This is a genomic window from Blastochloris sulfoviridis, from assembly GCF_008630065.1.
Taxonomy (GTDB): domain Bacteria; phylum Pseudomonadota; class Alphaproteobacteria; order Rhizobiales; family Xanthobacteraceae; genus Blastochloris; species Blastochloris sulfoviridis.
The window spans coordinates 24780-48424 of the sequence record NZ_VWPL01000018.1 but is presented as its reverse complement, the minus strand read 5'-3'; the positions used below and the strand labels follow the sequence as shown (position 1 = coordinate 48424).

Annotated in this window: 23 protein-coding genes; 21 read left to right on the top strand and 2 right to left on the bottom strand. The window is 68.1% G+C overall.

Translation table 11 applies throughout. The features are described from left to right. The first annotated feature begins 15 nt into the window (after positions 1–15). The 11 genes from F1193_RS11115 (at position 16) to F1193_RS11065 (ending at position 11341) form a co-directional block, all read left to right on the top strand. Positions 16–1560: a chemotaxis protein CheW gene (locus F1193_RS11115; RefSeq protein WP_150097757.1), complete on the top strand. Its 1545-nt coding sequence runs from the start codon at positions 16–18 to the stop codon at positions 1558–1560. Between the two features lie 59 nt (positions 1561–1619). Further along, positions 1620–2675: a chemotaxis-specific protein-glutamate methyltransferase CheB gene (gene cheB / locus F1193_RS11110; protein ID WP_150097756.1), complete on the top strand. Its 1056-nt coding sequence runs from the start codon at positions 1620–1622 to the stop codon at positions 2673–2675. Between the two features lie 7 nt (positions 2676–2682). Beyond that, entirely contained in the window at positions 2683–3288 is a 606-nt protein-coding gene (locus F1193_RS11105) for a HEAT repeat domain-containing protein (protein WP_170263541.1), read from the top strand. An 8-nt stretch (positions 3289–3296) separates the two neighbouring features. Then, positions 3297–4154 (top strand): CheR family methyltransferase, encoded by an 858-nt coding sequence (locus F1193_RS11100; protein ID WP_150097754.1) that lies wholly within the window; start codon positions 3297–3299, stop codon positions 4152–4154. A gap of 7 nt (positions 4155–4161) precedes the next feature. Beyond that, positions 4162–4593, top strand: a complete 432-nt coding sequence (locus F1193_RS11095) for a response regulator transcription factor (RefSeq protein ID WP_170263539.1) — start codon at positions 4162–4164, stop codon at positions 4591–4593. Beyond that, the gene (locus tag F1193_RS11090; protein WP_150097753.1) at positions 4590–7244 is read left to right on the top strand and encodes a chemotaxis protein CheA; all 2655 of its coding nucleotides are present in this window, start codon (positions 4590–4592) and stop codon (positions 7242–7244) included. The genes F1193_RS11095 and F1193_RS11090 overlap by 4 nt, the downstream gene beginning before the upstream one ends. Next, positions 7244–7486, top strand: a complete 243-nt coding sequence (locus F1193_RS11085) for a hypothetical protein (protein WP_150097752.1) — start codon at positions 7244–7246, stop codon at positions 7484–7486. Before F1193_RS11090 ends, F1193_RS11085 begins: the two co-directional genes overlap by 1 nt. A 34-nt stretch (positions 7487–7520) precedes the next feature. After that, positions 7521–8282, top strand: coding sequence for a ParA family protein (locus F1193_RS11080; RefSeq protein ID WP_170263536.1), 762 nt, complete (start codon positions 7521–7523; stop codon positions 8280–8282). Between the two features lie 30 nt (positions 8283–8312). Beyond that, positions 8313–8687 carry a response regulator gene (locus tag F1193_RS11075; protein ID WP_281287240.1) on the top strand — a complete coding sequence of 125 codons (375 nt, stop codon included), beginning with the start codon at positions 8313–8315 and terminating at the stop codon, positions 8685–8687. 162 nt (positions 8688–8849) lie between these two features. Next, a complete protein-coding gene (locus F1193_RS17650; RefSeq protein ID WP_150097749.1) occupies positions 8850–10130 on the top strand; it encodes a methyl-accepting chemotaxis protein in 1281 nt (426 codons plus the stop codon). Positions 10131–10249: 119 nt separating this feature from the next. Further along, positions 10250–11341, top strand: a complete 1092-nt coding sequence (locus F1193_RS11065; RefSeq protein ID WP_150097748.1) for a class I SAM-dependent methyltransferase — start codon at positions 10250–10252, stop codon at positions 11339–11341. 66 nt (positions 11342–11407) lie between these two features. Here F1193_RS11065 and F1193_RS11060 read toward each other — a convergent pair whose 3' ends face one another. Next, a complete protein-coding gene (locus F1193_RS11060; protein WP_150097747.1) occupies positions 11408–11758 on the bottom strand; it encodes an ArsC family reductase in 351 nt (116 codons plus the stop codon). Between the two features lie 316 nt (positions 11759–12074). Between F1193_RS11060 and F1193_RS11055 the strand changes: the two genes are divergently transcribed. From F1193_RS11055 to F1193_RS11030, 6 genes are all read left to right on the top strand, one after another. Continuing rightward, on the top strand, positions 12075–12614 hold the full coding sequence (locus tag F1193_RS11055; protein ID WP_150097746.1) for a calcium-binding protein: 540 nt from the start codon (positions 12075–12077) through the stop codon (positions 12612–12614). A gap of 77 nt (positions 12615–12691) precedes the next feature. Further along, a complete protein-coding gene (locus F1193_RS11050; protein WP_150097745.1) occupies positions 12692–12958 on the top strand; it encodes a DUF6719 family protein in 267 nt (88 codons plus the stop codon). Between the two features lie 296 nt (positions 12959–13254). Beyond that, complete coding sequence (locus F1193_RS11045; protein WP_425457233.1) at positions 13255–14337, top strand: polysaccharide deacetylase family protein; 1083 nt, start codon at positions 13255–13257, stop codon at positions 14335–14337. 39 nt (positions 14338–14376) lie between these two features. Continuing rightward, entirely contained in the window at positions 14377–14721 is a 345-nt protein-coding gene (locus F1193_RS11040) for a DUF6665 family protein (RefSeq protein ID WP_342781813.1), read from the top strand. 437 nt (positions 14722–15158) lie between these two features. Then, positions 15159–16085, top strand: coding sequence for a histone deacetylase family protein (locus F1193_RS11035; protein WP_150097744.1), 927 nt, complete (start codon positions 15159–15161; stop codon positions 16083–16085). A gap of 371 nt (positions 16086–16456) precedes the next feature. Continuing rightward, positions 16457–16924, top strand: coding sequence for a hypothetical protein (locus F1193_RS11030; RefSeq protein WP_150097743.1), 468 nt, complete (start codon positions 16457–16459; stop codon positions 16922–16924). 580 nt (positions 16925–17504) lie between these two features. Here F1193_RS11030 and F1193_RS11025 read toward each other — a convergent pair. Then, entirely contained in the window at positions 17505–18815 is a 1311-nt protein-coding gene (locus F1193_RS11025; RefSeq protein WP_150097742.1) for an ammonium transporter, read from the bottom strand. A 337-nt stretch (positions 18816–19152) separates the two neighbouring features. Here F1193_RS11025 and F1193_RS11020 point away from each other — a divergent pair, with 337 nt between their 5' ends. The 4 genes from F1193_RS11020 (at position 19153) to F1193_RS11005 (ending at position 23630) form a co-directional block, all read left to right on the top strand. Further along, entirely contained in the window at positions 19153–19404 is a 252-nt protein-coding gene (locus F1193_RS11020) for an exodeoxyribonuclease VII small subunit (RefSeq protein ID WP_246164322.1), read from the top strand. Positions 19405–19553: 149 nt separating this feature from the next. Further along, positions 19554–21464, top strand: a complete 1911-nt coding sequence (dxs, locus tag F1193_RS11015; RefSeq protein WP_170263534.1) for a 1-deoxy-D-xylulose-5-phosphate synthase — start codon at positions 19554–19556, stop codon at positions 21462–21464. A gap of 181 nt (positions 21465–21645) precedes the next feature. Continuing rightward, on the top strand, positions 21646–22386 hold the full coding sequence (locus tag F1193_RS11010) for a TlyA family RNA methyltransferase (protein WP_150097739.1): 741 nt from the start codon (positions 21646–21648) through the stop codon (positions 22384–22386). Next, complete coding sequence (locus tag F1193_RS11005; protein WP_150097738.1) at positions 22383–23630, top strand: class I SAM-dependent RNA methyltransferase; 1248 nt, start codon at positions 22383–22385, stop codon at positions 23628–23630. Before F1193_RS11010 ends, F1193_RS11005 begins: the two co-directional genes overlap by 4 nt. Positions 23631–23645: the final 15 nt, after the last annotated feature.

Genomic DNA, 23645 nt, shown 5'->3' with positions numbered 1-23645 from the left:
GAAGGAGTGCGGATCATGTCCACCAAATCGACTGTCGCCGAGCCGGAGGCCGAGGACGAATCCTCGGGCACGATCCGCCAGTTCGTGACCTTCCACGTCGACCGCGAGACCTATGCCGTGCCGCTTGCCGAGGTCCAGGAGATCATTCGGCTTCCTGAAATGGTCGAGGTGCCGCTGTCACCGCGCAGCCTCGCCGGTCTCGCCAATCTGCGCGGCAACGTGCTGCCGGTCAGCAGCCTGCGCCGGGTGTTCAACCTGCCCGACGCCGAGCACGATGACGCCACCCGCGTGGTGGTGATCAATCAGGGAACGCCGGTCGGCTTCGTCGTCGACCGGATGGCCAGCGTCGTCACCAGCGAGCTGCAGGAGATCGAGAGAACCGACACCATGCACGGCACGGTGGCCACCGATCTCGTCTCCGGCATGATCAAGCGCCCGAACGGCATGATCATGATCCTGGAGCCCGGCCGCCTGATGCGGCAGGGCAGACGCGATGCCCGCAAGGAGCCAGGCCCTGGCGGCGAGGGCGAGCGGGCCGTGGAGCGTCGCCACGCCAGCGAGGTCGCTGCCGATGAAATCCAGCTCGTCTCGTTCGGCCTCGCCGGGCAGGAATATGCCCTGCCGATCGAGCACGTCCAGGAGATCGTCCAGGTGCCGGAAGTGATCAGCGCGGTGCCCAACAGCGACGCCAGCGTTCTCGGGGTGATGACCCTCAGAAGTCGCCTGTTGCCGCTGGTCAGCCTGCGCCGGCTGTTCGGCCTGCCGATGAGCGAACTCGGCGAGCAGTGCCGCATCGTGGTGGTGTCGCTGTCCAAGGACAATGACGCCCTTGCGGTCGGCATCGTCACCGACACGGTGAAGGAGGTGCTGCGGGTGCCGCGCAGCATCGTCGATCCTCTGCCCGAGCTTCTGTCGAGCGGTGGGTCGTTGCGCGAGGTCGAGATGATCTGCCGCATCGAGGGCGGCAAGCGCCTGGTCTCGATCCTGTCGGCGGAGCGGCTCTTCACCAATGCGACGATCCAGGACGCCTTCAGGAGCACCGAAATCCGCGACCAGGGGGAGACGATGACCAGGACCGGAGACGATGTTCAGGCGGCGGCCGAGGAGGAGGACCAGTTCGTGGTGTTCCGCCTTGCCGACGAGGAATACGGCGTGCCGATCGACGCCGTGCAGGAGATCGTGCGCGTGCCCGAGCAGTTGACGCACGTGCCGAAATCGGCCTCGTTCGTCGAGGGCATGGTGAATCTGCGCGGCGCGGTGCTGCCGGTGATCGACCAGCGCAAGCGGTTCGGACTGGCGACGATCGAACGCAACGACCGCCAACGCATCATGGTGTTCACCATCGGTGGCGTCCGCACCGGCTTCATCGTCGACCACGTGTCGGAAGTGCTGCGCATTCCGCGCTCGGCGATCGCCCTCGCGCCGGACATCGCCACCGCCGACGCCGGGGCCATCACCCATGTTGCCAACATGCCGGCGGCGCAGCGCATGATCCTTATGCTCGACGTCGCCAGGCTGCTGGCAACCGACGAGTTGGGCGCAATGCAGGACGCTGCGTGATTCGCCGCCGCGAGCGCGACGTCACGCAATGCCCTGCATGAGATTCATCGGAGGCAGTCTTGGTCAAGCTTCTGGTTGTCGACGACTCGGCCCTGATGCGGAAATTCGTCCGGGCCGTGTTCGAGGAGCGCGGCGGGTTCGAGGTCCGTACGGCCCGCAACGGCAAGGATGCGTTGGAGCAGATCCCCCAGTTCGATCCCGACGTCATCACCCTCGACGTCAACATGCCGGAGATGGACGGGCTGACCTGCCTGTCGGAGATCATGGCCACCAACCCCAAGCCGGTGGTGATGCTGTCCTCGATCACCACCGAGGGTGCGGTGGCGACGCTGGAGGCGCTACAGCTTGGCGCGGTCGACTGGATCGCCAAGCCGGGCGGCACGGTGTCGCTCAATATCGACGAGATCGCCGACGAGATCCGCACCAAGGTGCGGGCGGCGGCACGGGCGCGGCCGCGCCGTGCGCTGGGGCTGGCCAGCCGGGTGCGGCGGGCGGCGGCGGAGACATGCCGGCGCCCGGCGTTGCGCAGCCAGCTCGGCACGGTTGGCGGCGTGGTGGTGGTCGGCGTCTCCACCGGCGGTCCGCGCACGCTGGAGGACATTCTGCCCGCCTTGCCGGCCGATCTGCCGTGGCCGGTGGTGATCGCGCAGCACATGCCGATGGCATTCACCGGACCTTTCGCCGCGCGCCTCAACCGGCTGTGCCAGCTTGAGGTGGTGGAGGCGAGCGAGCCGACGCCGCTCACGCGCGGGCGAATCTATATCGGGCGCGGCGACATGGACGTCGTGGTCGAAAGTCGGCTCGGGCGCAAGCTGATCAATGCCGTGCCGAGCGATCCGAACTGGCTGTGGCATCCCAGCGTCGACCGCCTGGTGCGCTCGGCGATGAAGGCGTTCGAGGCGCCGAACGTCATCGGCATCGAGTTGACCGGCATGGGCAATGACGGTGCGGAGGCGATGCGCGATCTCAAGGCGCAGGGCGGCCGCACCATCGCCGAGTCGGAATCCTCGGCGATCGTGTTCGGCATGCCGGGCGAGCTGGTGCGGCTCGGCGGCGCCACGACCGTGCTGGCGGCGGGGCGCATTCCGGCGCAGATCGCCGCGTGGCTGATGTGAGGGCATGATGGGGCTGATCAGGTCGAAACTCGTGGACGAAGGCGTCGCAGCGGCGGATAGCGGCCAGCTCCTCGACGACCTCGAGTCGACAGATCCGGCGGCGCGCCGCAACGCCGCGCGCCTCCTTGCCGGGCAACGCGACAGCGTCGATGCGCTGGCCGATCGGCTCAGAGTCGAGAGCGAGCCCAGCGTGGTCGAGACGCTGCTCACCGCGATCGGCCGCACCGACGGCCCACGTGCGGTGTCGGCGCTGGTCGATCTGCTGCGCGACGAGGATGCGGCGCGGCGCAACGGCGCCATCGAGACGCTTCAGGAGATGGATCCCGAAGTTGTGCTGCAGGAGATCGCCGGCCTGCTCGACGATCCCGACAGCGATGTGCGCATCTTCGCGCTGGGGGTGCTCCACCGGCTGCGTCATCCCTCCGCCGCCTGTCTGGCACGGCGTGTCATTGCCAGCGATCCCCACGTCAATGTCTGCGCCGCCGCCGTCGAGGTGTTGGCCGAGATCGGCACGCCGGACATGGTTGCCGACCTCGAAGCCGTCGCCGGCCGCTTCAGGACGGAGCCGTTCATGGCATTCGCCGTCACGGCAGCGATCAAGCGGATCGCATAAGGATCGCGATGACCCAGCCAGCAGCGCGCAGGGCGGAGCCCGCCATTTCGGACGAGGACTTCTCGCGCTTTCGCGAGTTCTTCTACCGCAAGACGGGCATCATGTTCGCCGACAACAAGCGCTATTTCGTCGACAAGCGCCTGCGCGAACGCATGGCGGCCTGCAACGTGCCGGCCTTCCACGACTATTTCAACCTGACGCGCTACCAGGCCAATGGCGCGGAACTCCAGCTTCTCGTCAACGCAATGACGGTGAACGAGACCTATTTCTATCGCGAGGAGTATCAGTTCCGCTGCCTCGTCGAATCGATCCTGCCCGAGGTGACACGCTCGCGCCGAAACGGAGACGCGGTGCGGATCTGGACGATCCCGTGCTCGACCGGCGAGGAGCCCTATTCGATCGCCTTTCAGCTTCTCGATCACTGGCGGCGGGTCGACGATTTCGCGGTCGAGATCGTCGCCTCCGACATCGATACCAAGGTGCTTGAGCGGGCCCGCCGTGGCGTCTATGGCGAGCGGGCGCTGCAGTACGTGCCGAAGGCCACCATCGCGCGCTACATGACGCCGGTGGGCGAGGATGTCCACCAGGTCATTCCGGAGATCCGCGACTCGATCACCTTCGTTCAGGCCAACCTGGCGGACGCGCTCTCGACCGCGCGATTCCGCGGCTTTGACGTCGTGTTCTGCCGCAACCTCCTGATCTATTTCGACGACATGTCACGTCGAGAGGCCGCGGAGACCATCTTCGAGGTTCTCCGCCCCGGCGGATTCGTTTGCCTCGGCCATTCGGAATCGATGAGCCGGGTATCGTCGCTGTTTGACGTTCGCAAATTTCCGAACGCCATCGTCTACCAGAAGCCCTCATGAGGCTGCCATGTCGAATCGCGCAACGCTGAAACCTGCAACGTCCAATTCCGCGGTGCCGCATGTTCTCATCGTCGATGACGCGGCCACCATCCGCATGTTCTATCGCGACGTGCTTGAGGCTTCCGGCTTCGACGTCGACGAGGCCTTCAACGGCCTCGAGGCGCTGGAGAAGATGGCGGAGGCCAGCTACGACTTGGTGATCGTCGACGTCAACATGCCGCGGATGGACGGCTACACCTTCCTCAGCCGGCTGCGCTGCCAGGCCGAGGGCGCCGGCATCCCGGCCATCATGATCTCGACCGAGGCAAAGGACACCGATCGGCAGCGCGCCTTCGCCGCCGGCGCCAATCTCTACCTCGTAAAACCGGTGAAGCCTGACTGCCTTGCGCACCATGCGCGGCTGATGGCGGGGCAAATCATGATCGGAGGCGCGGCATGAACGCATTGCTTGCCCAGTTCATTCCCGAAGCGCGCGAGCTGATCGAGACCGCCGGAGCCGGCCTGCTCGAACTGGAGCGCCATCCCGGTCAGATGAGCCTGGTCAATGACGTGTTCCGGGCGGTCCACACCCTCAAGGGCTCGTCGGGCCTGTTCGACGTCAAGCCGCTGACCAGCCTTGTGCACGCGGCCGAGGATCTGCTTGGCGACGTGCGCGCCGAGAAGTTCGCGCTGACGGCGGATATCGTCGACGAACTTTTGGAGAGCCTCGACGTCCTGGGCGATCTCGTCGACACGCTGGAGTCGGCCGAGGCGCTGGCGCCCGATGCGGATGCGCTGACCTCGGCGCGCATCGCGGCGCTTCGTACGCTGCGCGAACTGCAAGACACAGCGGCAGCGGCTGCAGAGCCCACGCCTTCGGCCGCCGCGCGCGCGCCTTTGCCGGCGCATGAGCCCGCGCCGGCCTGGCTTGCTGCGGTGCCCGAGGTCGAGCGCCGCCGCGCCTATGCCGAGGCCGCAGCGTCGGATACGCCGCTGGTGGCGTGGTGCTTCGAGCCGGAAGAGGACTGCTTCTTCCGCGGCGACGATCCGCTGGCATTGGCTGCCAGCGCGCCGGGATTGCTGGCGCTGCAGGCGGAGGAGGCGGGGCCGCTGCCGGCGTTCGATGACCTCGACCCGTTCTCGTGCTGGCTCCGGTTTCACGTGCTGTGCCAGGCGTCGGCGGACGAGATCCACGAGCACACGCGCTACGTCTACGACCGCGTCCACGTGGCGGTCATTGGTCCGGACGATCTCGTTGAGCCCGCCGGCCATGTCTTCGGCGGCGAGGTCTGCGCGGACTTTGCCGAGACCGCGGGGGCGGCGCTGGAGGCGGGCGATGCCGGCGGTCTCATCGCAGCAGTTGCTGCGCTGGAGAGCATCCTGGCGCCGGCGAGCTTCGAGGCTTCGGCGCTGCGCTGGCTGCGCTGCGTGCTCGACGCACGGGGGCTGGCGGCGCCTGCTCTGCTTGGCCGGCTGGTGCGCGCCGTCGGCGAGGGGCGCATGCCGCAGACGGGCGGCGCGGCAGAGTCGCGCGGCGCGACCCCGGACGGGGTTCTCAGCCTCGCCGTCGATCTGCTCGCCGTCCAGGTCGCCATTCTCGCGACGTCGACAAGCGAGGACATTTCCGCCGGCCGGCTCGATGCGGTGGCCGCGACCGTGCGCAACACGCTTTGTGCCATTGGCGTCAGCGACCGGATTGCCGGTCTCGAGTCCGCGCTGCAGGCGGCGCGGACCCAGCGGCACCATCAGCCGCTGGCGGCGTTCATCGGCGTGCTGTTGACCGACCTTGCGCCCGACTTTGGCGCGCCGGCGGCCGTGCAGTCGCCGATCGTGGCGGCTGCGGCTGCTGGCGGCCCGGCGGCGCCGGCGGGAGAGCCGACCATGGCCCGCGCGGACCAGCGCCGCGCCGAGGACCACCGCGACGACGGCAAGTCCGGCGCGACGCGGGTGCTGCGCGTCGATCAGGCCAAGATCGATATGTTGATGAACCTGGTGGCCGAACTGGTCGTGGCCAAGAACGGCCTGCCCTACCTCGCCAAGCGCGCCGAGGAGGTGTTCGGCTCGCGCCAGCTTTCGCGCGAGATCAAGGACCAGTTCGCCGTCATCGACCGCATCGCGCAGGGGCTGCAGGTCGGCGTGATGTCGGTGCGCATGATGCCGGTGAGTCAGTTGTTCCAGCGCTTTCCGCGGCTGGTGCGCGACACTGCGCGCAAGCTCGACAAGACCATCGAGCTCGTGATCGAGGGCGAGTCGACCGAGGCCGACAAGAACGTGCTGGAGAGCCTTGCCGATCCGCTGATCCACATCGTCCGCAACAGTGTGGACCACGGAATCGAGGTGCCCGAGGCGCGCCGCGCTGCTGGCAAGTCGGCGCACGGCACCATTCGCCTTGCCGCGCGCCAGGAGAACGACAATGTGGTGATCGAGGTCGCCGACGACGGCAAGGGCATCGATCCCGAGGCGGTCAAGGCGAAGGCGGTCAGGACCGGGCTGATCGATGCCGGGCAGGCCGCCCAGATGTCGGACACCGACGCGGTCAATCTGGTGTTCGCCGCCGGCTTCTCGACCCGCGACCAGGTGTCGGACCTGTCGGGCCGCGGCGTCGGCATGGACGTGGTGCGCACCGCGGTGCAAAAGGCCGGCGGCGAGGTCTGGCTGTCGAGCCGGCCGGGCGTGGGCACCACCATCACCCTGCGCTTGCCGCTGACCATGGCGGTGACGCGGGTGGTCACGGTGCTGTGCGGCAGCCACGTGTTCGGCATTCCCATGGATGCGGTGGCCGAGACCGTCAAGGTGCCGCGCGGGCGCATCCACACCATCAAGGACCGCGAAGCCTTCGTGTTGCGCAACGTGGTGGTGCCGCTGGTGCGGCTTTCCGGCGTGCTGGATCTGCCGGCCACGCCGGTCGATGAGGATGGCGAGGAAGCGGTGATGGTGGTGCAGGTCGGCCGGCGTCGGGCCGGCGTCATCGTGGATGGCTTCCGCGAGCGGCTGGAGGTGATCGTGCGTCCGCTGGACGGCCTGCTCGCGTCCACGAGCGTGTTTTCCGGCACGGCGTTGCTCGGCGACGGGCGGGTGCTGCTGGTCCTGGATCCTGCGGAGATCATGTGATGCCGATCACCTACGATGGCGACGTCGCGACCATCACTGGAATTGCGACCATTGACGACGCCGAGGGGCTCCTGGCGTTCCTGCGCTCGGCCCATGCCCCGGTGGTCGACGTGACGAGTCTGCTTCGCGTTCACACGGCGATCGCGCAGATTCTGCGGGCGTCCAGTGCGGAGATTCGCGGCGATGTGCAGGACCGCGGGCTGGCGGCCTGCCTCGGCCACGGCCAGAGGCGTACGGCCTGAGGGGATCATCGTGCTCGGATCTGTCGAACATCCCGTGATCCTGGTTGCGAACCGCAAGGGCGGCACCGGCAAGACGACGGTGGCCGTCAACCTGGCGGCGGAGCTGGTGCGCACGCACGGGCCGACGCTCCTTGTCGACATGGATCCGCAAGGCCATGCCGGGCTGGGACTCGGGGTGATCGCCAAGGCAGGCGAGCCGACGGTCCATGACCTGTTCACCGGCCGCGCTGCGCGCCTTGAGGAGGCGGTGCGCCCGACTTCGATCGCGGGCCTCGACATTGTGCCGGCCGATCGCGGCTTCGCCGGCGACTTCACGGTGCGCGAGCCACGCGCGCTGGCCGCAGCGCTGGAGCCGCTGCGCGCGCGCTACGCCGCCATCGTGCTCGATACGCCGCCGACGGTAGACGCGGCCTTGGTGAACGCACTGGCGGCGGCCGACCGCTGCCTGGTGCCGACCGTGCTGCATTGGCTGGCGCTCGACGGCGTGTCGCAGTTCGCGCGGCTGTTCTTCCGGGTGGCGGCATATGTCAACCCGGCGTTGGGGCCGCTCGCCATCGTGCCGGTGCTGGTCGATACCCGCTCGACCATGCAGCGCGCCGTGCTGGCCGAGCTCATCCGCCGCTACGGGCCGGAACGAATCTTCCGGGCGATCCGGGTCGACGTGTCGCTGGCGGAGGCGTTCGGCCAGGGCGTTCCCGTGCGCGCCTATCGGCCCGCGAGCCGCGGCGCCGCCGATTTCGAGCGCTTGTGCGGCGAGATTTCATCGATCGGGAAAACCTATTCTCCACCTCTGTGAGCGACAATAGCCGCAGGTGCAAATCAGGACATGGTTATGAAACCGGTACTCCTTGTGGATGACTCGCCGACGATTCTCATGAGCATGTCGGTGCTGTTGTCGAAAGCTGGATATCCCAATGAACAGGCGCCCAACGCCGAGGCAGCGCTGGAGAAGGTGCGCGGCGGGCTGGCGCCGGGTCTGGTGATCACCGATTATCACATGCCGGGCATGCATGGGGTCGAGCTGATCCAGGAACTGCGCAAGCTGCCACCCACCCGCTTCACGCCCATGCTGGTGCTGACGACGGAATCCCAGCAGGACAAGCGCGACGCAGCCCGCAAGGCCGGCGCGACCGGCTGGCTGGTCAAGCCGGTGGAGGCCGACAAGCTCCTGCAGGTTCTCAAGCAGGTGCTGCCGAACTGACGCACCCTTCCGGTCCACCGCCTCGCCCCCCGATTGCAGCGGACACGGCAGATAGACCAGCATTCGAAGATTCGTCATCACGTTTCGGCGGCCACTGGCGCTTGGCGGTGTCGAGACGTCCGCGCGCGAAGCCGCCTCAGCCGCCAGTTTCGAGGGTATCAAATGATCGTAGGCCAGTCATTGGCAGGGGCGGGCTCTGCGAAGCGCGGCTCCGGGCGCGCGACCGTTCTGGCGGGCGCAGCCGGCTTGGCCGCGGCTGCGGCATTGGCGTCGCTGATGTCCGCCGTTGACGCCGGCACGGCAGTTGTCGCATTGGCGGCGATCGGTGCCACGCTCGCGACGCAGGTTGCGCTGTCACGCCGTCCCGGCGACGTGGATAGCGAAGCCGGTTCTGCGCCAATGGCGCATGTGAGGATCGAGGCCACCGCGGACTGCGCGATCAGCGATGCAGGGGACCGGACGCCGGCGCCCGCCGCCGCGCCGCTCATCGCCGCCCGGATCGAGGAACTCGTGCCGTTCTTCGCCCTGACGGACGCGCAACTTCGCAGCATCGTCGAGCAGACCGGCGACGCGGCGATCGGTATTCTTGAGCAACTGCGGAACCTGGACGGCCAGATCGTCGCGATGAAGGCCAAGTCCGCCGCCAGCCACGACCGCGGCAACCGGATCTCGGCGGAAGGCTTGAGCACCGACCACAAGGTGGTCGCTCTGATCCGCAACTACATGCGGGCGCGGTCGGAGGAGATCGCTGCCGAGCGCGTCCATCTCGGTCGTGTCATCGAACAGATGAACAGCCTGAAGAACCTGACGCACTCGCTGGACCAGATCGGGTCGGCGACCAACATCCTGTCGCTCAATGCCACCATTGAGGCGGAGCGCGCCGGCGCGCTCGGCGCCGGCTTCAAGGTGGTGGCCAGCGAGATCCGCGCGCTGTCGCAGAAATCGCGCGCGGCGGTGCAGGAAGCCAACACCGCCATCGCCGCCACTCAGTCGGTGATCGAGAGCACGTTGCTCGGCGCGGCTACCGACCAGCGGCGCAAGGCCGAGGCCGAGCAGATCGAGCAGGTGCTGAGCGCGCTCGACGCGGTGTCGCAGTCCTACAGCGCCATCGTCGCCGAGCACGACACGTTGATGGCCGAAATGGATGCCGAACATGCCGCCATCGCTTGCAGCGTGCTGGACACCTACGGTCGCATCCAGTTCCAGGACGTGGTGCGCCAGCAGGTCGAGGCGCTCATCGATGCGCTGACCTCGCTGCGGTCTGTCCTCGACAGCTTCGCGCAGAGCCTCGTCGGCGACGAGCGCGTCGACCTGACATGCGGCCAGGCACTGATCGAGCGGCTGCAGTCGCGCTACGTGTCGAACGTTCAGCGCACCACCCACGCCGTCGCACTCGGCGAGGCATCCCGATCTGACGACGCCAAGGCCATCGAGCTGTTCTAGACGCTCTTCATCGCCAGACCCATGAGCTCTTCGTCTGTCAGAGCGGAACTTTCCCGCGGCAGCCGACGTTGACAGCGGGTCTGAATCGCGGCCGGCTCGATCGGAATTTGGGACTGGCCATGGCCCGCACCACCGGCACCCTGTCCCCGGTCGTCGTCCCGGCCGAGCGGCGAGGCCATGAGAGCCGGGATCGTCTTCAGAAAAGAGGCCTCATCCAGCGCACGTTCCCGGGTCGCGCGGCGGATGCCGGGCATCCCGCCGCATCCCGTCGCCACATCGCGCACGGACCGTCTGCCGAAGCCGTAACGCCAACGGCCGCAAGGCTGGCCGTTGGCATAAGGCCGCACGGCGCCGGCTGCGCATGCACAGTCCAAGGGTTGCAGAACGGTAACACAAATCGCCTACAGCTTTCGGGCCGGGCGAAAAGCCGGCGCATTCCGGAACCCGTCCTTGCGATCTCGATCCTGGCGAGCACGGCAGGTCGCGTGCCGCGAGCATCGTTCATCACACGCCATCGGAAACGACAAATGGTCGGAAAGACATTGCTGAAGCGCATGGCCGCGACGGTCGGTGCCGACACGTATCGCCGCTTGCTGCCCTATGCCATCCTCAAAACGGGGTTCGGCGAGATCGCGTCGGTCCCGACGTTCGAGACCCGAGAGCAACTCTGGGACTACGGTCTCGACACGGTGGCGAACCGCAAGGTGACGTTCGTCGAATTCGGCGTTCACGAAGGGTATTCGATCGGCTATTTCGCCCGGCGGCACCCGAACCCGGACTCCGAATTCATCGGCCTGGACAGTTTCGAGGGGTTGCCCGAGGACTGGGGGCCGGCCCCAAAAGGCACGTTCAGCACCAACGGCGCGGTGCCGACGATCGGCGATGCCCGCGTGAGCTTCATCAAGGGGTGGTTCCAGGACACCTGGGAGGAGCTGGCGGCGCGGCTTCGGGACCACGATCTCGGGTCGTTGATCGTGCATTACGACGCCGATCTCTATACCTCGACACTCTACACGCTGTCGAAAATCGACTCGCTCGGCATCGGCTACCTGGCGATATTCGACGAGTTCACGGGGCAGGAGCTGCTGGCGCTGGACGATTACTGCAATTCGCATTGCGCGTCGGTGTCGTTCCTCGGCAAGACCCTGCTCGACGGCTTCCCGCTCCAGGTCCTGTGCCGCATCGAGCCCCGGCGCCGCGCCGTCCGGTGAGCCGCGCCCCGGCGCAGCGATTGGCCGGGGCGTTCGAGCGCTGTTGCGCCCTTCCGCGCCTGCGCCCTACCCGCCGAACGTCCTGGCGTAGACCTCCGGCTTGAAGCCCACCACCAGCCGGCCGTCCGCCTCCAGCACCGGGCGCTTGATCATCGCGGGCTGCGCCGCCATCAGCGCCAGCGCCTTCGTCTCGGTGAGGTCGGCCTTGGCGTCCTCGGGCAGCTTGCGGAACGTGGTGCCGGCGCGGTTGAGCAGGCTCTCCCAGCCCACCTGCCGCGCCCACGCCGCAAGCTGCGCCGGTTCGACGCCCATGCTCTTGTAGTCGTGGAAGGCGTGGGCGACGCCGTGCGCCTCCAGCCAGGCGCGCGCCTTCTTCATCGTGTCGCAGGCCTTGATGCCGTAGATGGTGACGGACATTGGCGCCTCCCGTGCCGCGTGCCGATGACTGCCCTGATAGAGCGTCCGGCGCGCTGATGCGAGGGCGGGCCGCGATCCACGCCAAGTCTCACGGCCCACGCCAAGTCTCACGGCCCACGCCAGGTCTCACGGCCCACGCCAAGTCTCACGGCCCACGCCAAGTCTCGCGGCGCGATCCCGGGCGCGGCGACCGGCGCGCTTATCGTAGCCGGTTACCTCACCCACAAGTGGAACCTTCGGCGCGGCGCGCGCGTCGTCTCAGGTTCCGTGTCAAGTCTGTCGCGTTTTCGGTTCGTCCTGCAGCAGGAGGAAGGCCATGGCTTCGTTTTCCAGCAAGACGTCCTTCAACGGCGAAGTCTTCAAGATCGCCGGAACGGCGGAGGGCTCCGTCAGCATGTCCAGCAAGTATGTCAATGGTGACTTCAGCTTCACGATCAACAGCAAGAAGGCCATCGACGCCGACATCACCGGCAGCCTCGATGCCACGGTGATCGGCAGCAATGCCGCCGATACGTTCGACTTCTCGGGCGCGAGCGGCGCCTACATCGTGCGCACCCGCGGCGGCAACGACAGGATCATCGACGGCATCGGCAACAACACGTTCGACGGCGGCGCCGGCCAGGACACGTTCGTGTTCAATCAGGTCGAGGGGCCGGATTCGCCGGACGAGATCGACACCATCGTCAATTACAGTCTCGCCGAAGACGGGATCGAACTGGTCGGCAGCCAGGGCTACACGGTGGCGGACGGCGCAACGGATGAGGCCATCATCACCTTCGACGACGGCGACCGGATCGTGGTGCAGGGGGCCGGCGTCACCAAGGCCGCCATCGAGGTTGAACTGGGAATCGTCTGACGCCGCGGCCGGCGACGGCGCCGTTTGGCGCCGCGGGCGGGTTTGACATCGCGGGCTCGCTGCGGCTCCCTGTCCGCATGCGACCGATTCCTGCTGCCCTGCCCGCTCTCGCTGCCGGCCTCACCGCCCTGGTCCTGATCACGGCGCCGGCCGTGGCCGCGCCGCGTCTCTTCTCCACCGAGCCGGCGCTCGGAAGCTTGCGCGTCGGCCAGCGCGTGCTGGTCGACGACGGGGTGTGCAAGGCCGGCGAACTCCGCGAGGTGGTGGTGAACAGCCGCAAGAGCGGCGACACCAAGTCCTATCCCGATGGCGGCCCGCGGGTGCGTCGCTGCGTCAAGCGCTGAGCGCCCAGCCGTCCCCGAGAATCGCCCGGCCGAGAATCGCCTGACCGCCGTCATTGCGGCGTCAATTGGATAGACGACGCATCGCCTGGGGCGTGCGCGCCGGGCGGACCGCAATATTCTCTGAATTCTCCGCGCCGATCCGCGTTCGCTCTGTTCCGCCGCTCCTATTCAGAAGAACATACGGCGGCTGTCGGAATGGCTTGTTCTCGCCGGCAGTCGCGCTACCCTTTCTGCGATCGGTTCCCGGCCAGCGCGTGGACAGAGGCGCCACCGCTGCGGTCTGGTGGAGGCAATTCATGCTCGTTTCAATGCCGCGACGCCGCGTGCTCTTGGCAGCAACGGCGGCAGCCATGCTGGCGATGGTCCAGCCTTCCCCCGACGCCGCCGCCCAGACCGCGCCGGTGGTGCGCGGCCCCAGCGCGCCGGCGCTGGTACCGGCCGACTCCGCCAATGGGCCGGCCGTCACGCAGCCGGCTCCCGTGGTCCGTGGGTCGAACGCCCCGGCCCTGCTCGCCAATCCGCCCGCGGCACCGGCCGCCGCGGCGGAGCCGGCCCCGACCCTGGAGGCGGTGCCGGCGGCGGTCAACTGCCCGGGCAACCCGAACGCGCTCGGCGTGTCGCGCACCGTCGAGATCGACACCACCGGCGGGCCGGGCTTCGGCTTCGAACATTTCAAGGCCTACGACTTCCTGCGGCCCGGCGAGGTGGTGCTCACCTTCGACGACGGGCCGTGGCCGCGCAACACGCCGGCCGTGCTCGCCACGCTCGCCAGCCACTGCACCAAGGCGACGTTCTTCCCGATCGGCAAGCACGCCTCCTGGCATCCGGAAATCCTGCGTCAGGTCGCCGCCGCGGGCCACACCATCGGCTCGCACACCTGGTCGCACGCCGACCTGAGCAAGAAGTCGGTCGACGGCAAGGCCGAGATCGAGAAGGGGGCGAGCGCGGTCAAGCTGGCGCTCGGCGGCGCGCCGGAGACGCCGTTCTTCCGCTTCCCGGCGCTGCGCCATCCGCCGGAAATGCTGGCCTATGTCGGCGAGCGCAACATGGCGGTGTTCTCCACCGACGTCGACTCGTTCGACTTCAAGACCAAGAAGCCGGCGGCCATGGTCAAGACCGTGATGACCAAGCTGCAGAAGACCGGCAAGGGCATCATCCTGATGCACGACTTCCAGGCGGTTACGGCCAAGGCCATGCCGATGCTGCTCGACGCGCTCAAGGAGGGCGGCTACCGGGTGGTGCATCTCACGGCCAAGGACCAGCTCCAGACCCTGCCCGAGTACGACGCCGAAGTGGCCAAGGAGATCAAGGGACCGGCCTCGGCCGGCGGCACCGGCAAGCCGACCTCCTCGGTGGTGCGGACGATCGACGGCTACTGATCGTCGGAACGGGCGGCCTGTTGGGATCGGGAGGCGCCGATGCCGGTCAAGCCGGTCGCGGCCATGATGGGCGGGCCGGGGCGCTTTTCCGCCAATCCCGGCCTCGACTACGAGATCGCCCAGGAGAAGGCCGTTTCGCTCGGCCGCATGGGACGGCGGCTGGAGGCGGCGCTGGCGGCACTCGCCGCGTTCGATGCCGCCCCCACCGGTGCGGCGCCGGACGGCAAAGGGGAGCGGCCGGCGCTGGTCGCCGAGGCGGCCGAGGCGCTGTGGATGCTCGCGGTGCAGCGCGAGGCGGTGGGGCTGTGCAGCTATTCCGCCTTGCTGCGCGACTATGCGGTGCCGGCCGAGGTGGCCGACCGCATGGGACCGCGCGGGGCGTGACGCGGACTCCGGCTCAGCGAGCCCAAGTCTCGCAGCCCGTTTGCCGAAAGATCCCTCCCGGTCGATGAGGTTTCGGCGCGTGCGGTTCCGGGCTCACGACGCGCTCCCCCCGGAAACCGGACGATGCGAAATCCGCGCATCGCGACAGGGGTCCGCCGTTGCGGCGAGGGGCGATGACGGCTCCGCGTTCGGCCCCCCGACGAAGTACGGGGATGCCAAGCCCGCCCCGCGGACCATAACAATAGATGGCCCTGCAACAGGTGGGGTGCGATAACTGACACGGCTTCCGGTCGATCCCCGCGGGATGCCGGAAGCGGTTTCGCCGAAAACCCTTGTTCGATAACGGGGTTTTCGGCGATCGGGATGCGGCTCGAAGGCCTGGTCGGCCGGAAGCCGTATGACAAGATCAAAAGCGTACGGGAGGCACGGTCCGGTTCATGTCCACCTTGCTGGTGTCCAACCCCCTGTGCCTCAACCACATGACGCCGCTCGGCCATCCCGAGCGGGCCGACCGGCTCCGGGTGGTCGAGCGTATTCTGGAGCATGAGCGCTTCCAGGTGCTGGCCCGCGAGCAGGCGACGCCGGTCGACCTCGATATCGTCGCCCGCGTCCACCCGGGTCACTATCTCGACCGGCTGCAGGAGGCCTCGCCGGACGAGGGCATGGTGCAGATCGACAGCGACACCTCGATGTCGCCGGGTACGTGGCAGGCGGCGCGGCTGGCCGCCGGCGGCTCGGTGATCGCGGTCGACGAGGTGATGACGCGCAAGGTGAGCAACGCCTTCGTGGCCGTCCGCCCGCCCGGCCACCACGCCGAGAGCGTGAAGCCGATGGGTTTCTGCTTCATCAACAATTCCGCCGTCGCCGCGCGCTACGCCCAGGCCGCGCACGGCGCCGAGCGGGTGGCTATCGTCGATTTCGACGTCCACCACGGTAACGGCACCCAGGAGATCTTCTGGACCGACCCTTCGGTGATGTACTGCTCGACGCACGAGATGCCGCTCTATCCCGGCACCGGCGCCGCCAGCGAGACCGGCGTCGGCAACATCGTCAATGTGCCGCTGGCGGCCGGCGACGGCGGGCCCGAATTCCGCGAGGCCTATGAGGGCATCATCTTCCCGCGGCTCAGGGTCTTCTCGCCCGACCTCGTGATCGTCTCGGCCGGCTTCGACGCGCACGTGCGCGACCCGCTGGCCAACATCAACCTGATCGAGGCCGATTTTGCCTGGGTAACCAAGCGGCTGATGGAGATCGCCGACCTCACCGCCGGCGGCCGGCTGGTCTCCATCCTGGAGGGCGGCTACGACCTCGAAGGCCTCGCCCGCTCCACCGCCGCCCATGTCATGACCCTGATGGGAGCGTGACGATCAGTCCGTAGGGCGCAATAGCGTCAGCGTATTGCGCCAAAGGAGGCAGCGGGGCGCGGCGGCAGAAATGGCGGAATACGCTGCGCTATTCCGCCCTACGCGTGCTGATGTGTCCCGAAAATCAGCCTTGAATCCGATTTGCGCTCTCCAGGGAACCTCAATCCTTTAAATCGTCACCACGATCTAATGGAAGTAAAATTGGAAACCGCGGTACTCCGCATCCGTGCCAACTTCTGCCTCCCGCACCATAGCAGGTTCGTATAACATTGAATGAGAGATGCCTGCGGGACGTGCCGGCGGCATGTGCAGAGTGGTTGAATGCAGCATCCCCACCCGCCGGCGAGACAGTTTCGATGAGGCGACACGTCATGCACGCAAGCTACGATGACATTATCTCCCGCATCAGCACGCCGCCGATCTGGTTCGACGAGAACGCTGTACCGCGCTACTGCGCATTTGAGCCTGGGCGATCGGCTAGCATTCACATCGGTGAAATTGCGCTTGCCGAGATCACCTGCCAGGAGTGCCAACGCCGGTTTCGGGTGGCCTTTTCAGTCGTAAACTTCCGAGACCAAACGATCGCCGAAGCGATCCAAAACAAGACGCTGCACTATGGCGATCCGCCAAGGCATGACGGCGAGAGTGCCGACACCCTCCCGTGCTTGGCCGGAGCCTCCATGAACAGCGAGCCGCGCCGTGTGCTGGAATATTGGCGTCGCCACGACAGGCGCTACGTCGAAGGCACCCGGATCACCAACCCCAAAGCTTATTTCGAGTGGGTGCGCGATCCATCGCTGGAGATCGACATTCAGCCCGAATGGGTCGAAGTCCGGTAACAAGGGCCGTCACTGGATGGGCGTGCGCACCGATGATGGCGGTTGGTGCCTGTCTCAAATCGCGCACGGGCAAGATGGTCGTCATGGTTGGCTAGGCGCAGCGCTAACTCGCAGGCGGTCGCGTATTCTAGTGGATTGACCGAAACGAAAGAGTCCCGGAGGGGATTCCGCGGCGCGTGAGCCTGTGCGAGGCTGCCCCATGCGTACGGGGATCTCCACCACAGTCGGTGGGGTCAACCGGTGGCGTCTCGAAGGCTTGGTCGCGGATCGCAATACGCCACAAAAGCTAGGCAGGGCGCAATAGCGTCAGCGTATTGTGCCGAAGGAGACAGCGGGGCGCGGCGGCAGAAATGGCGGAATACGCTTCGCTATTCCGCCCTACGCTCACCGAAGACGATTCCAATATTTCGAAGATCGGAAGCTCGTAGGGCGCAATAGCGCGAGCGTATTGCGCCGAAGCATGAAGCGGCAACGAAAATCGCGGAATTTTCTTTCTCTATTCCGTCCGCCGCTCCCAAATCCCCGGCCCCATGCAAAGGGGCCGGCGCGACGGCCGGCCCCCCTGTCTTGAAGTGCTCGCTCACGCGTTCTCGTAGGCGCGCTCGCCATGGGTGGCGAGGTCGAGCCCGCTGTATTCCTCCTCGGCGCCGACCCGCAGCGGCGTGACGAAGCCGAGCAGCCAGGCGATGGCTACCGTCGCCAAGGCCGACCACACCAGCGTCACCACCACCGCCAGCGCCTGCAGCCCCAGCATGCCGAACAGCTTGCCGTCGCTGGCGCCGGTGCCGGCGAAGGCGGTGAGCGCGAACACCGGCAGCAGGAGCGAGCCCAGCATGCCGCCGCAGCCATGGACGGCGAAGACGTCGAGCGAATCGTCGATCTCGAGGCGGTGTTTGACGAACAGCGTCGCGGCGTAGCAGACGAGGCCGGCGGCAATGCCCACCAGCATCGCCCCGCCCGGGCCGACGAAGCCGGCCATCGGCGTGATGGTGGCGAGGCCGGCAACGCAGCCGGTGGCGATGCCGATCGAGGTCGGCTTGCCGGTCTTCATCCATTCGGCGGCGATCCAGGTCATGGCGCCGGCGGAAGCCGCGAGATGGGTGGCGATGATCGCCGAGGCCGCGGCACTGTCGGCGGCCAGCGCGCTGCCGCCATTGAAGCCGAACCAGCCGACCCACAGCATGCCGGCGCCGGTCATGGTGAGGCCGGGGCTGTGCGGCGGCGTGAGGCCGTGCGGGAAGCCGCGGCGGCGGCCGATCATGATGGCGAGCACGAGGGCCGAGACGCCGGCCGTGGTGTGGACGACGATGCCGCCGGCGAAATCGAGCGCGCCCATCGCCGCGAGCCAGCCGCCGCCCCACATCCAGTGCGCCACCGGCACATAGACGCCGAGCAGCCACAGCGCGCTGAAGGCAATGACGAAGGTGAAGTTCACCCGCTCGGCGAAGGCGCCGACGATCAGCGCCGGGGTGATGACGGCGAACGTCATCTGGAACAGCGCGAAGGCGGTCTCGGGCAGCGGCGTGGTGCCGAAGGTGCCCGAGGCGCCGGCCAGGAACATGCGGTGGAGGCCGCCGATCAGCGCGCCGTCGCCGTCGAAGGCGAGGCTGTAGCCCACCGCTACCCACAGCAGCGACACCACGCAGCAGATCGCGAAGCACTGCATCATGATCGACAACAGGTTCTTGGCGTGGAGCAGCCCGCCATAGAACAGCGCCAGCCCCGGCAGCGTCATGAACAGCACGAGCACCGACGAGGTGAGGATCCACGCGACATGGCCGGCCGCGTCGCCCGACTCGGCGAAGGCCGGCCCCGCGGCGAGCACGCCGGCGAGCGCGAGCGCGGCGGTGAGGCCGGGGCGATGACGGATGATTGACGTTTTTGTGGGCATTTCGCCCACAACTTCACCGGCATCCGCCTCCGCAGAAGGCGTCGCCATGTGGTATTTGGCGTAAAGCGCTGACAAGACTGGCATCCTTTGTTCATCTGGGAGGCAGATGAACGCTTCGTATGCAAAAAGTCGGCCGTGCTTACGCCTGTCAATTAGGCAATTTTGACCATCCGATGACCGTTGCCGCTTTCCGCGCCACCGGCTATCACTCGCCCCTCCCGCAGCTTGGATGCCCGGCCCGACGGCGTCAGGTGGCAATCCGAAGTTCTTGAATTGTCGTATGTTCTTCCACAAGAGCGGGTCCCGCTCTTGTGGAAACGACTCCCAGGAGGCGCCCGTGACCGCCGACGCCCATGCCGATGTCGCCACCCTGTCGTTCGAGAAGGCGCTGGACGAGCTGGAAAAGATCGTCGGCCGGCTGGAGCGCGGCGATGTGCCGCTGGAGGAATCGATCGCCATCTACGAGCGCGGCGAGGCGCTGAAGGCCCGCTGCAGCCAGCTCCTGGCCGAGGCCGAGGCGCGCATCGAGCGCATCACGCTCAGCGCAGACGGCAAGCCCAGCGGCACGGCGCCGCTCGATCCGGAGTGATCGGCCGCGCATGAGGGTGCCCTGACGGACGCCCTCCATGCGCCCGGTCCGTGTCCGGTGTGGGCCTGCCCGCATTGCGCCGGCCCCTCCGGACCGCTAAGTCTCCCGCGCCGAACCGGCTTGGTCCGCTTGTGGTTTCTGGTGTCCCCGTGTCGAAAACCCCTTTGCTCGATCGTATCCGCACTCCGGCCGACCTCCGTCAGTTGACCGAAGACCAGCTGCCCGAGCTCGCCCGCGAACTCCGCGAGGAGATGATCGAGGTGGTGTCGCAGACCGGCGGCCATCTCGGCGCCGGGCTCGGCGTGGTCGAGCTCACCGTGGCGCTGCACTACGTGTTCGACACGCCCTACGACAAGCTGATCTGGGACGTCGGCCATCAGGCCTATCCCCACAAGATGCTGACCGGCCGGCGCGACCGGCTGCCGACGCTGCGCCAGGGCGGGGGCCTCTCCGGCTTCACCAAGCGCAGCGAGAGCGCCTACGACCCGTTCGGCGCCGGCCATACCTCGACCTCGATCTCGGCGGCGCTCGGCTTCGCGGTGGCGCGCGACCTCAAGGGCGAGGCCAACAACGTCATCGCGGTGATCGGCGACGGCTCAATGTCCGGCGGCATGGCCTATGAGGCGCTCAACAATGCCGGCGCCATGGATTCGCGCCTCATCGTGGTGCTGAACGACAACGACATGTCGATCTCGCCCTCGGTCGGCGCCATGTCGGCCTATCTGTCGCGGCTGCTGTCGGGCAAGACCTACCTGTCCTTGCGCGACATCGGCAAGCAGCTGTCGCGCCGCTTCGGCCGCACCATCGACCGCACCATCACCCGCGCGGTGGAGCACGCCCGCGGCTTCCTGATGGGCGGCACGCTGTTCGAGGAGCTGGGCTTCTATTATGTCGGGCCGATCAACGGCCACGACCTCGACCACATCCTGCCGGTGCTGAAGAACGTGCGCGATGCCGGCGTCGGCCCGGTGCTGCTGCACGTCGTGACGCAGAAGGGCAAGGGCTACGGGCCGGCGGAATCCTCAGCCGACAAGTATCACGGCGTGGTCAAGTTCGACATCGCCACCGGCTCGCAGGCCAAGTCCAAGCCGGCCGCGCCCTCCTACACCAAGGTGTTCGCCGAGGCGCTGATCAAGGAGGCCGACCGCGACCCCAAGATCGTGGCGATCACCGCCGCCATGCCGAGCGGCACCGGACTCGATCTGTTCGCCAAGGCGCATCCCAAGCGCTGCTTCGACGTCGGCATCGCCGAGCAGCACGCGGTGACCTTCGCCGCGGGCATGGCGGCCGACGGCATGAAGCCGTTCTGCGCCATCTATTCCACCTTCCTGCAGCGCGCCTACGACCAGGTGGTGCACGACGTCGCCATCCAGAAGCTGCCGGTGCGCTTCGCCATCGACCGCGCGGGGCTGGTCGGCGCCGACGGCGCCACCCATGCCGGCGCGTTCGACGTCGCCTATATGGGCGTGCTGCCGGGCATGGTGGTGATGGCGCCGGCCGACGAGGCCGAGCTCGTGCATATGGTCGCCACCGCCGCCGCCTATGACGACGGGCCCTCGACGGTGCGCTATCCGCGCGCCGACGGCCTCGGCATCCCGCTGCCCGAGGCCGGCATGCCGCTTCCGATCGGCAAGGGCCGGATCGTGCGCGAGGGCACCAAGATCGCGCTGCTGTCGCTCGGCGCGCGCCTCGGCGAATGCCTCGCCGCGGCCGAGGAGCTGGAGCGCTACGGCCTGTCCACCACGGTCGCCGACGCCCGCTTCGCCAAGCCGATCGACCACGACCTGGTGCGCCAGCTCGCCCTCAACCACGAGGTGCTGCTGACGGTGGAGGAAGGCGCGGTCGGCGGCTTCGGCTCCTTCGTGCTGCACGCCCTGGCCGACGACAGCCTGCTCGACGGCTCGCTGCGGGTGCGGGCGCTGACGCTGCCCGACGCCTTCCAGGACCAGGATACCATCGAGCGCCAATACGCCCAGGCCGGCCTCGACGCCCGCAGCATCGTCGCCAAGGTGTTCGAGGTGCTGGGCCGCGACCTCACCGACGCCGCCCGCCGGGCATAGAGCATTCTCCGCAAAAGTGGATACCGGTTTTGCGAAGAGAATGCGATAATTCAAAAGCTTAGAGCGTCCGACCGGTTCAATCGGATCGGCCGCCTCTCATGCGGTTTTCGGTTGATCCCTTCGGGATACCGGAAACGGTCCCACGGTCCCCGGACGACGGCCATTGCGAGGGAACCGCGACATGACGAGGCCCCGCCGCCGCGCCGATGTCGTGCTGGTCGAACGCGGCCTGTTCGACAGCCGCGCCCGCGCCCGCGCGGCAATCGAGGCCGGGCTGGTCCGCGCCGACGGCGCGGTGCTGGCGCGCCCCTCCGACACCATCGCGCCCGATGCCGAGATCATCGCCGCGGCGCCGCATCCTTGGGTATCGCGCGGCGGGGTCAAGCTCGCGCATGCGCTCGATGCCTTCGCCGTCGATCCGGCGGGGCTCGCCTGCCTCGATCTGGGCGCCTCGACCGGCGGCTTCACCGACGTGCTGCTCGCCCGCGGCGCGGCACGGGTCCACGCCGTCGATGTCGGCCACGGCCAGCTTCACCCGAAGGTCGCCGCCGACCCGCGGGTGATCCCGCACGAGGGCGTGGACGCGCGCGAGATCACCCTCGACCGGCTCGGCGGACCGCCCCACCTCATCGTCATCGACGTCGCCTTCATCGCGCTGACGCTGGTGCTGCCCGCGGCGACGTCCGTCGCGGCACCGGGTGCGCGGCTGGTGGCGCTGATCAAGCCGCAATTCGAGGCCGGCCGCGAGCGGGTGAAGAAAGGCGTGGTGCGCGATGCGGCCATCCACGCCGAAGTGTGCGACAAGGTGGCCGACGCCGCCCGCGCGCTGGGCTGGACGGTCGAGGGCGTCATCCCCTCGCCGATCGAAGGCGGCGACGGCAACCGCGAATTCCTGATGGCCGCACAGTTGGCGCACACATGACCACCGAAATCCTCACCATCGCCTCCCTCGGCCATCGCGGCGACGGCTGCGCCGAGACCGCGGCCGGGCCGCTCTACGTGCCCTTCACCCTGCCGGGCGAGGTGGTCGAGGTGCAGCCGGTGCCGGGCAAGGACCGCGCGGAGCTGGTTGCCGTGCTCAAGCCGAGCGCCGACCGCGTGGTGCCGCCCTGCCCGCATTTCGGCGTGTGCGGCGGCTGCGCGCTGCAGCACGTCGCCGCGCCCGTCTATCGCGCCTTCAAGCGGCATCTCGTGGTCTCGGCGCTGGCCGAGGCGGGCCTCGAGGCGGAGGTCGAAGACCTCGTGCCGGCGCATGGCCGCGGCCGGCGGCGCGCCACCTTCCACGCCCGCCACACCACCCACGACGTGCTGGCGGTCGGCTTCATGGCGGCGCGCGCCCACCGCGTGGTGCCGGTCTCGGCCTGCCCGATTCTCGACCCGGCGCTCGATCGCGCGCTCAAGGCGTGCTGGGCGCTGGCCGAGGCCCTGCTGTTCGCCGACAAGCCGCTCGACCTGCAGGTCACCGCCACCGAGGGCGGCCTCGACATCGACATTCGCGGCGCCGGGCCGATCGCCGAGCGCCGCCGGCAGGATCTGGTGCGCCTCGCCGGCGAGCAGGATCTGGCCCGCCTGACGCTGCACGGCGAGCTGATCGTCCGGCGCCGGCCGCCGGTGGTGGTCATCGGCCGCGTCGCCGTCGAGCTGCCGCCGGGCGCCTTCCTGCAGGCCACCGCGGCGGCCGAGGCGACACTGGCGGCGCTGGCGATCGAGATGATCGGCAAGCTGCCGGCGAAGGCGGCCGCGCTCGACCTGTTCGCCGGTGTCGGCACCTTCGCGCTGCGGCTGGCCGAGACGATGCGGGTTTCCGCCTTCGACGGCGAGGCGGCGGCGGTCCAAGCGCTCGACAGCGCCGTGCGCGGCACGCAGGGGCTGAAGCCGGTCATCGCCGAGACCCGCGACCTGTTCCGCCGGCCGCTGATCGAGCGCGAGCTCGACGGGTTCCGCGCCGTCGTGTTCGACCCGCCGCGCCAGGGCGCCGAGGCGCAGGCGAAGCGGCTGGCGGCCAGCCGCGTGCCGGCGATCGTCGCGGTGTCGTGCAACCCCTCCACCTTCGCCCGCGACGCGGCACTGCTGGTGGCGGGAGGCTATCGGCTGGTGCGCGTCGTGCCGGTCGACCAGTTCCTCTATTCGCCGCATGTCGAGGTGGTGGCGCGGTTCGAGCGGTAAACTCTTCCATATCGA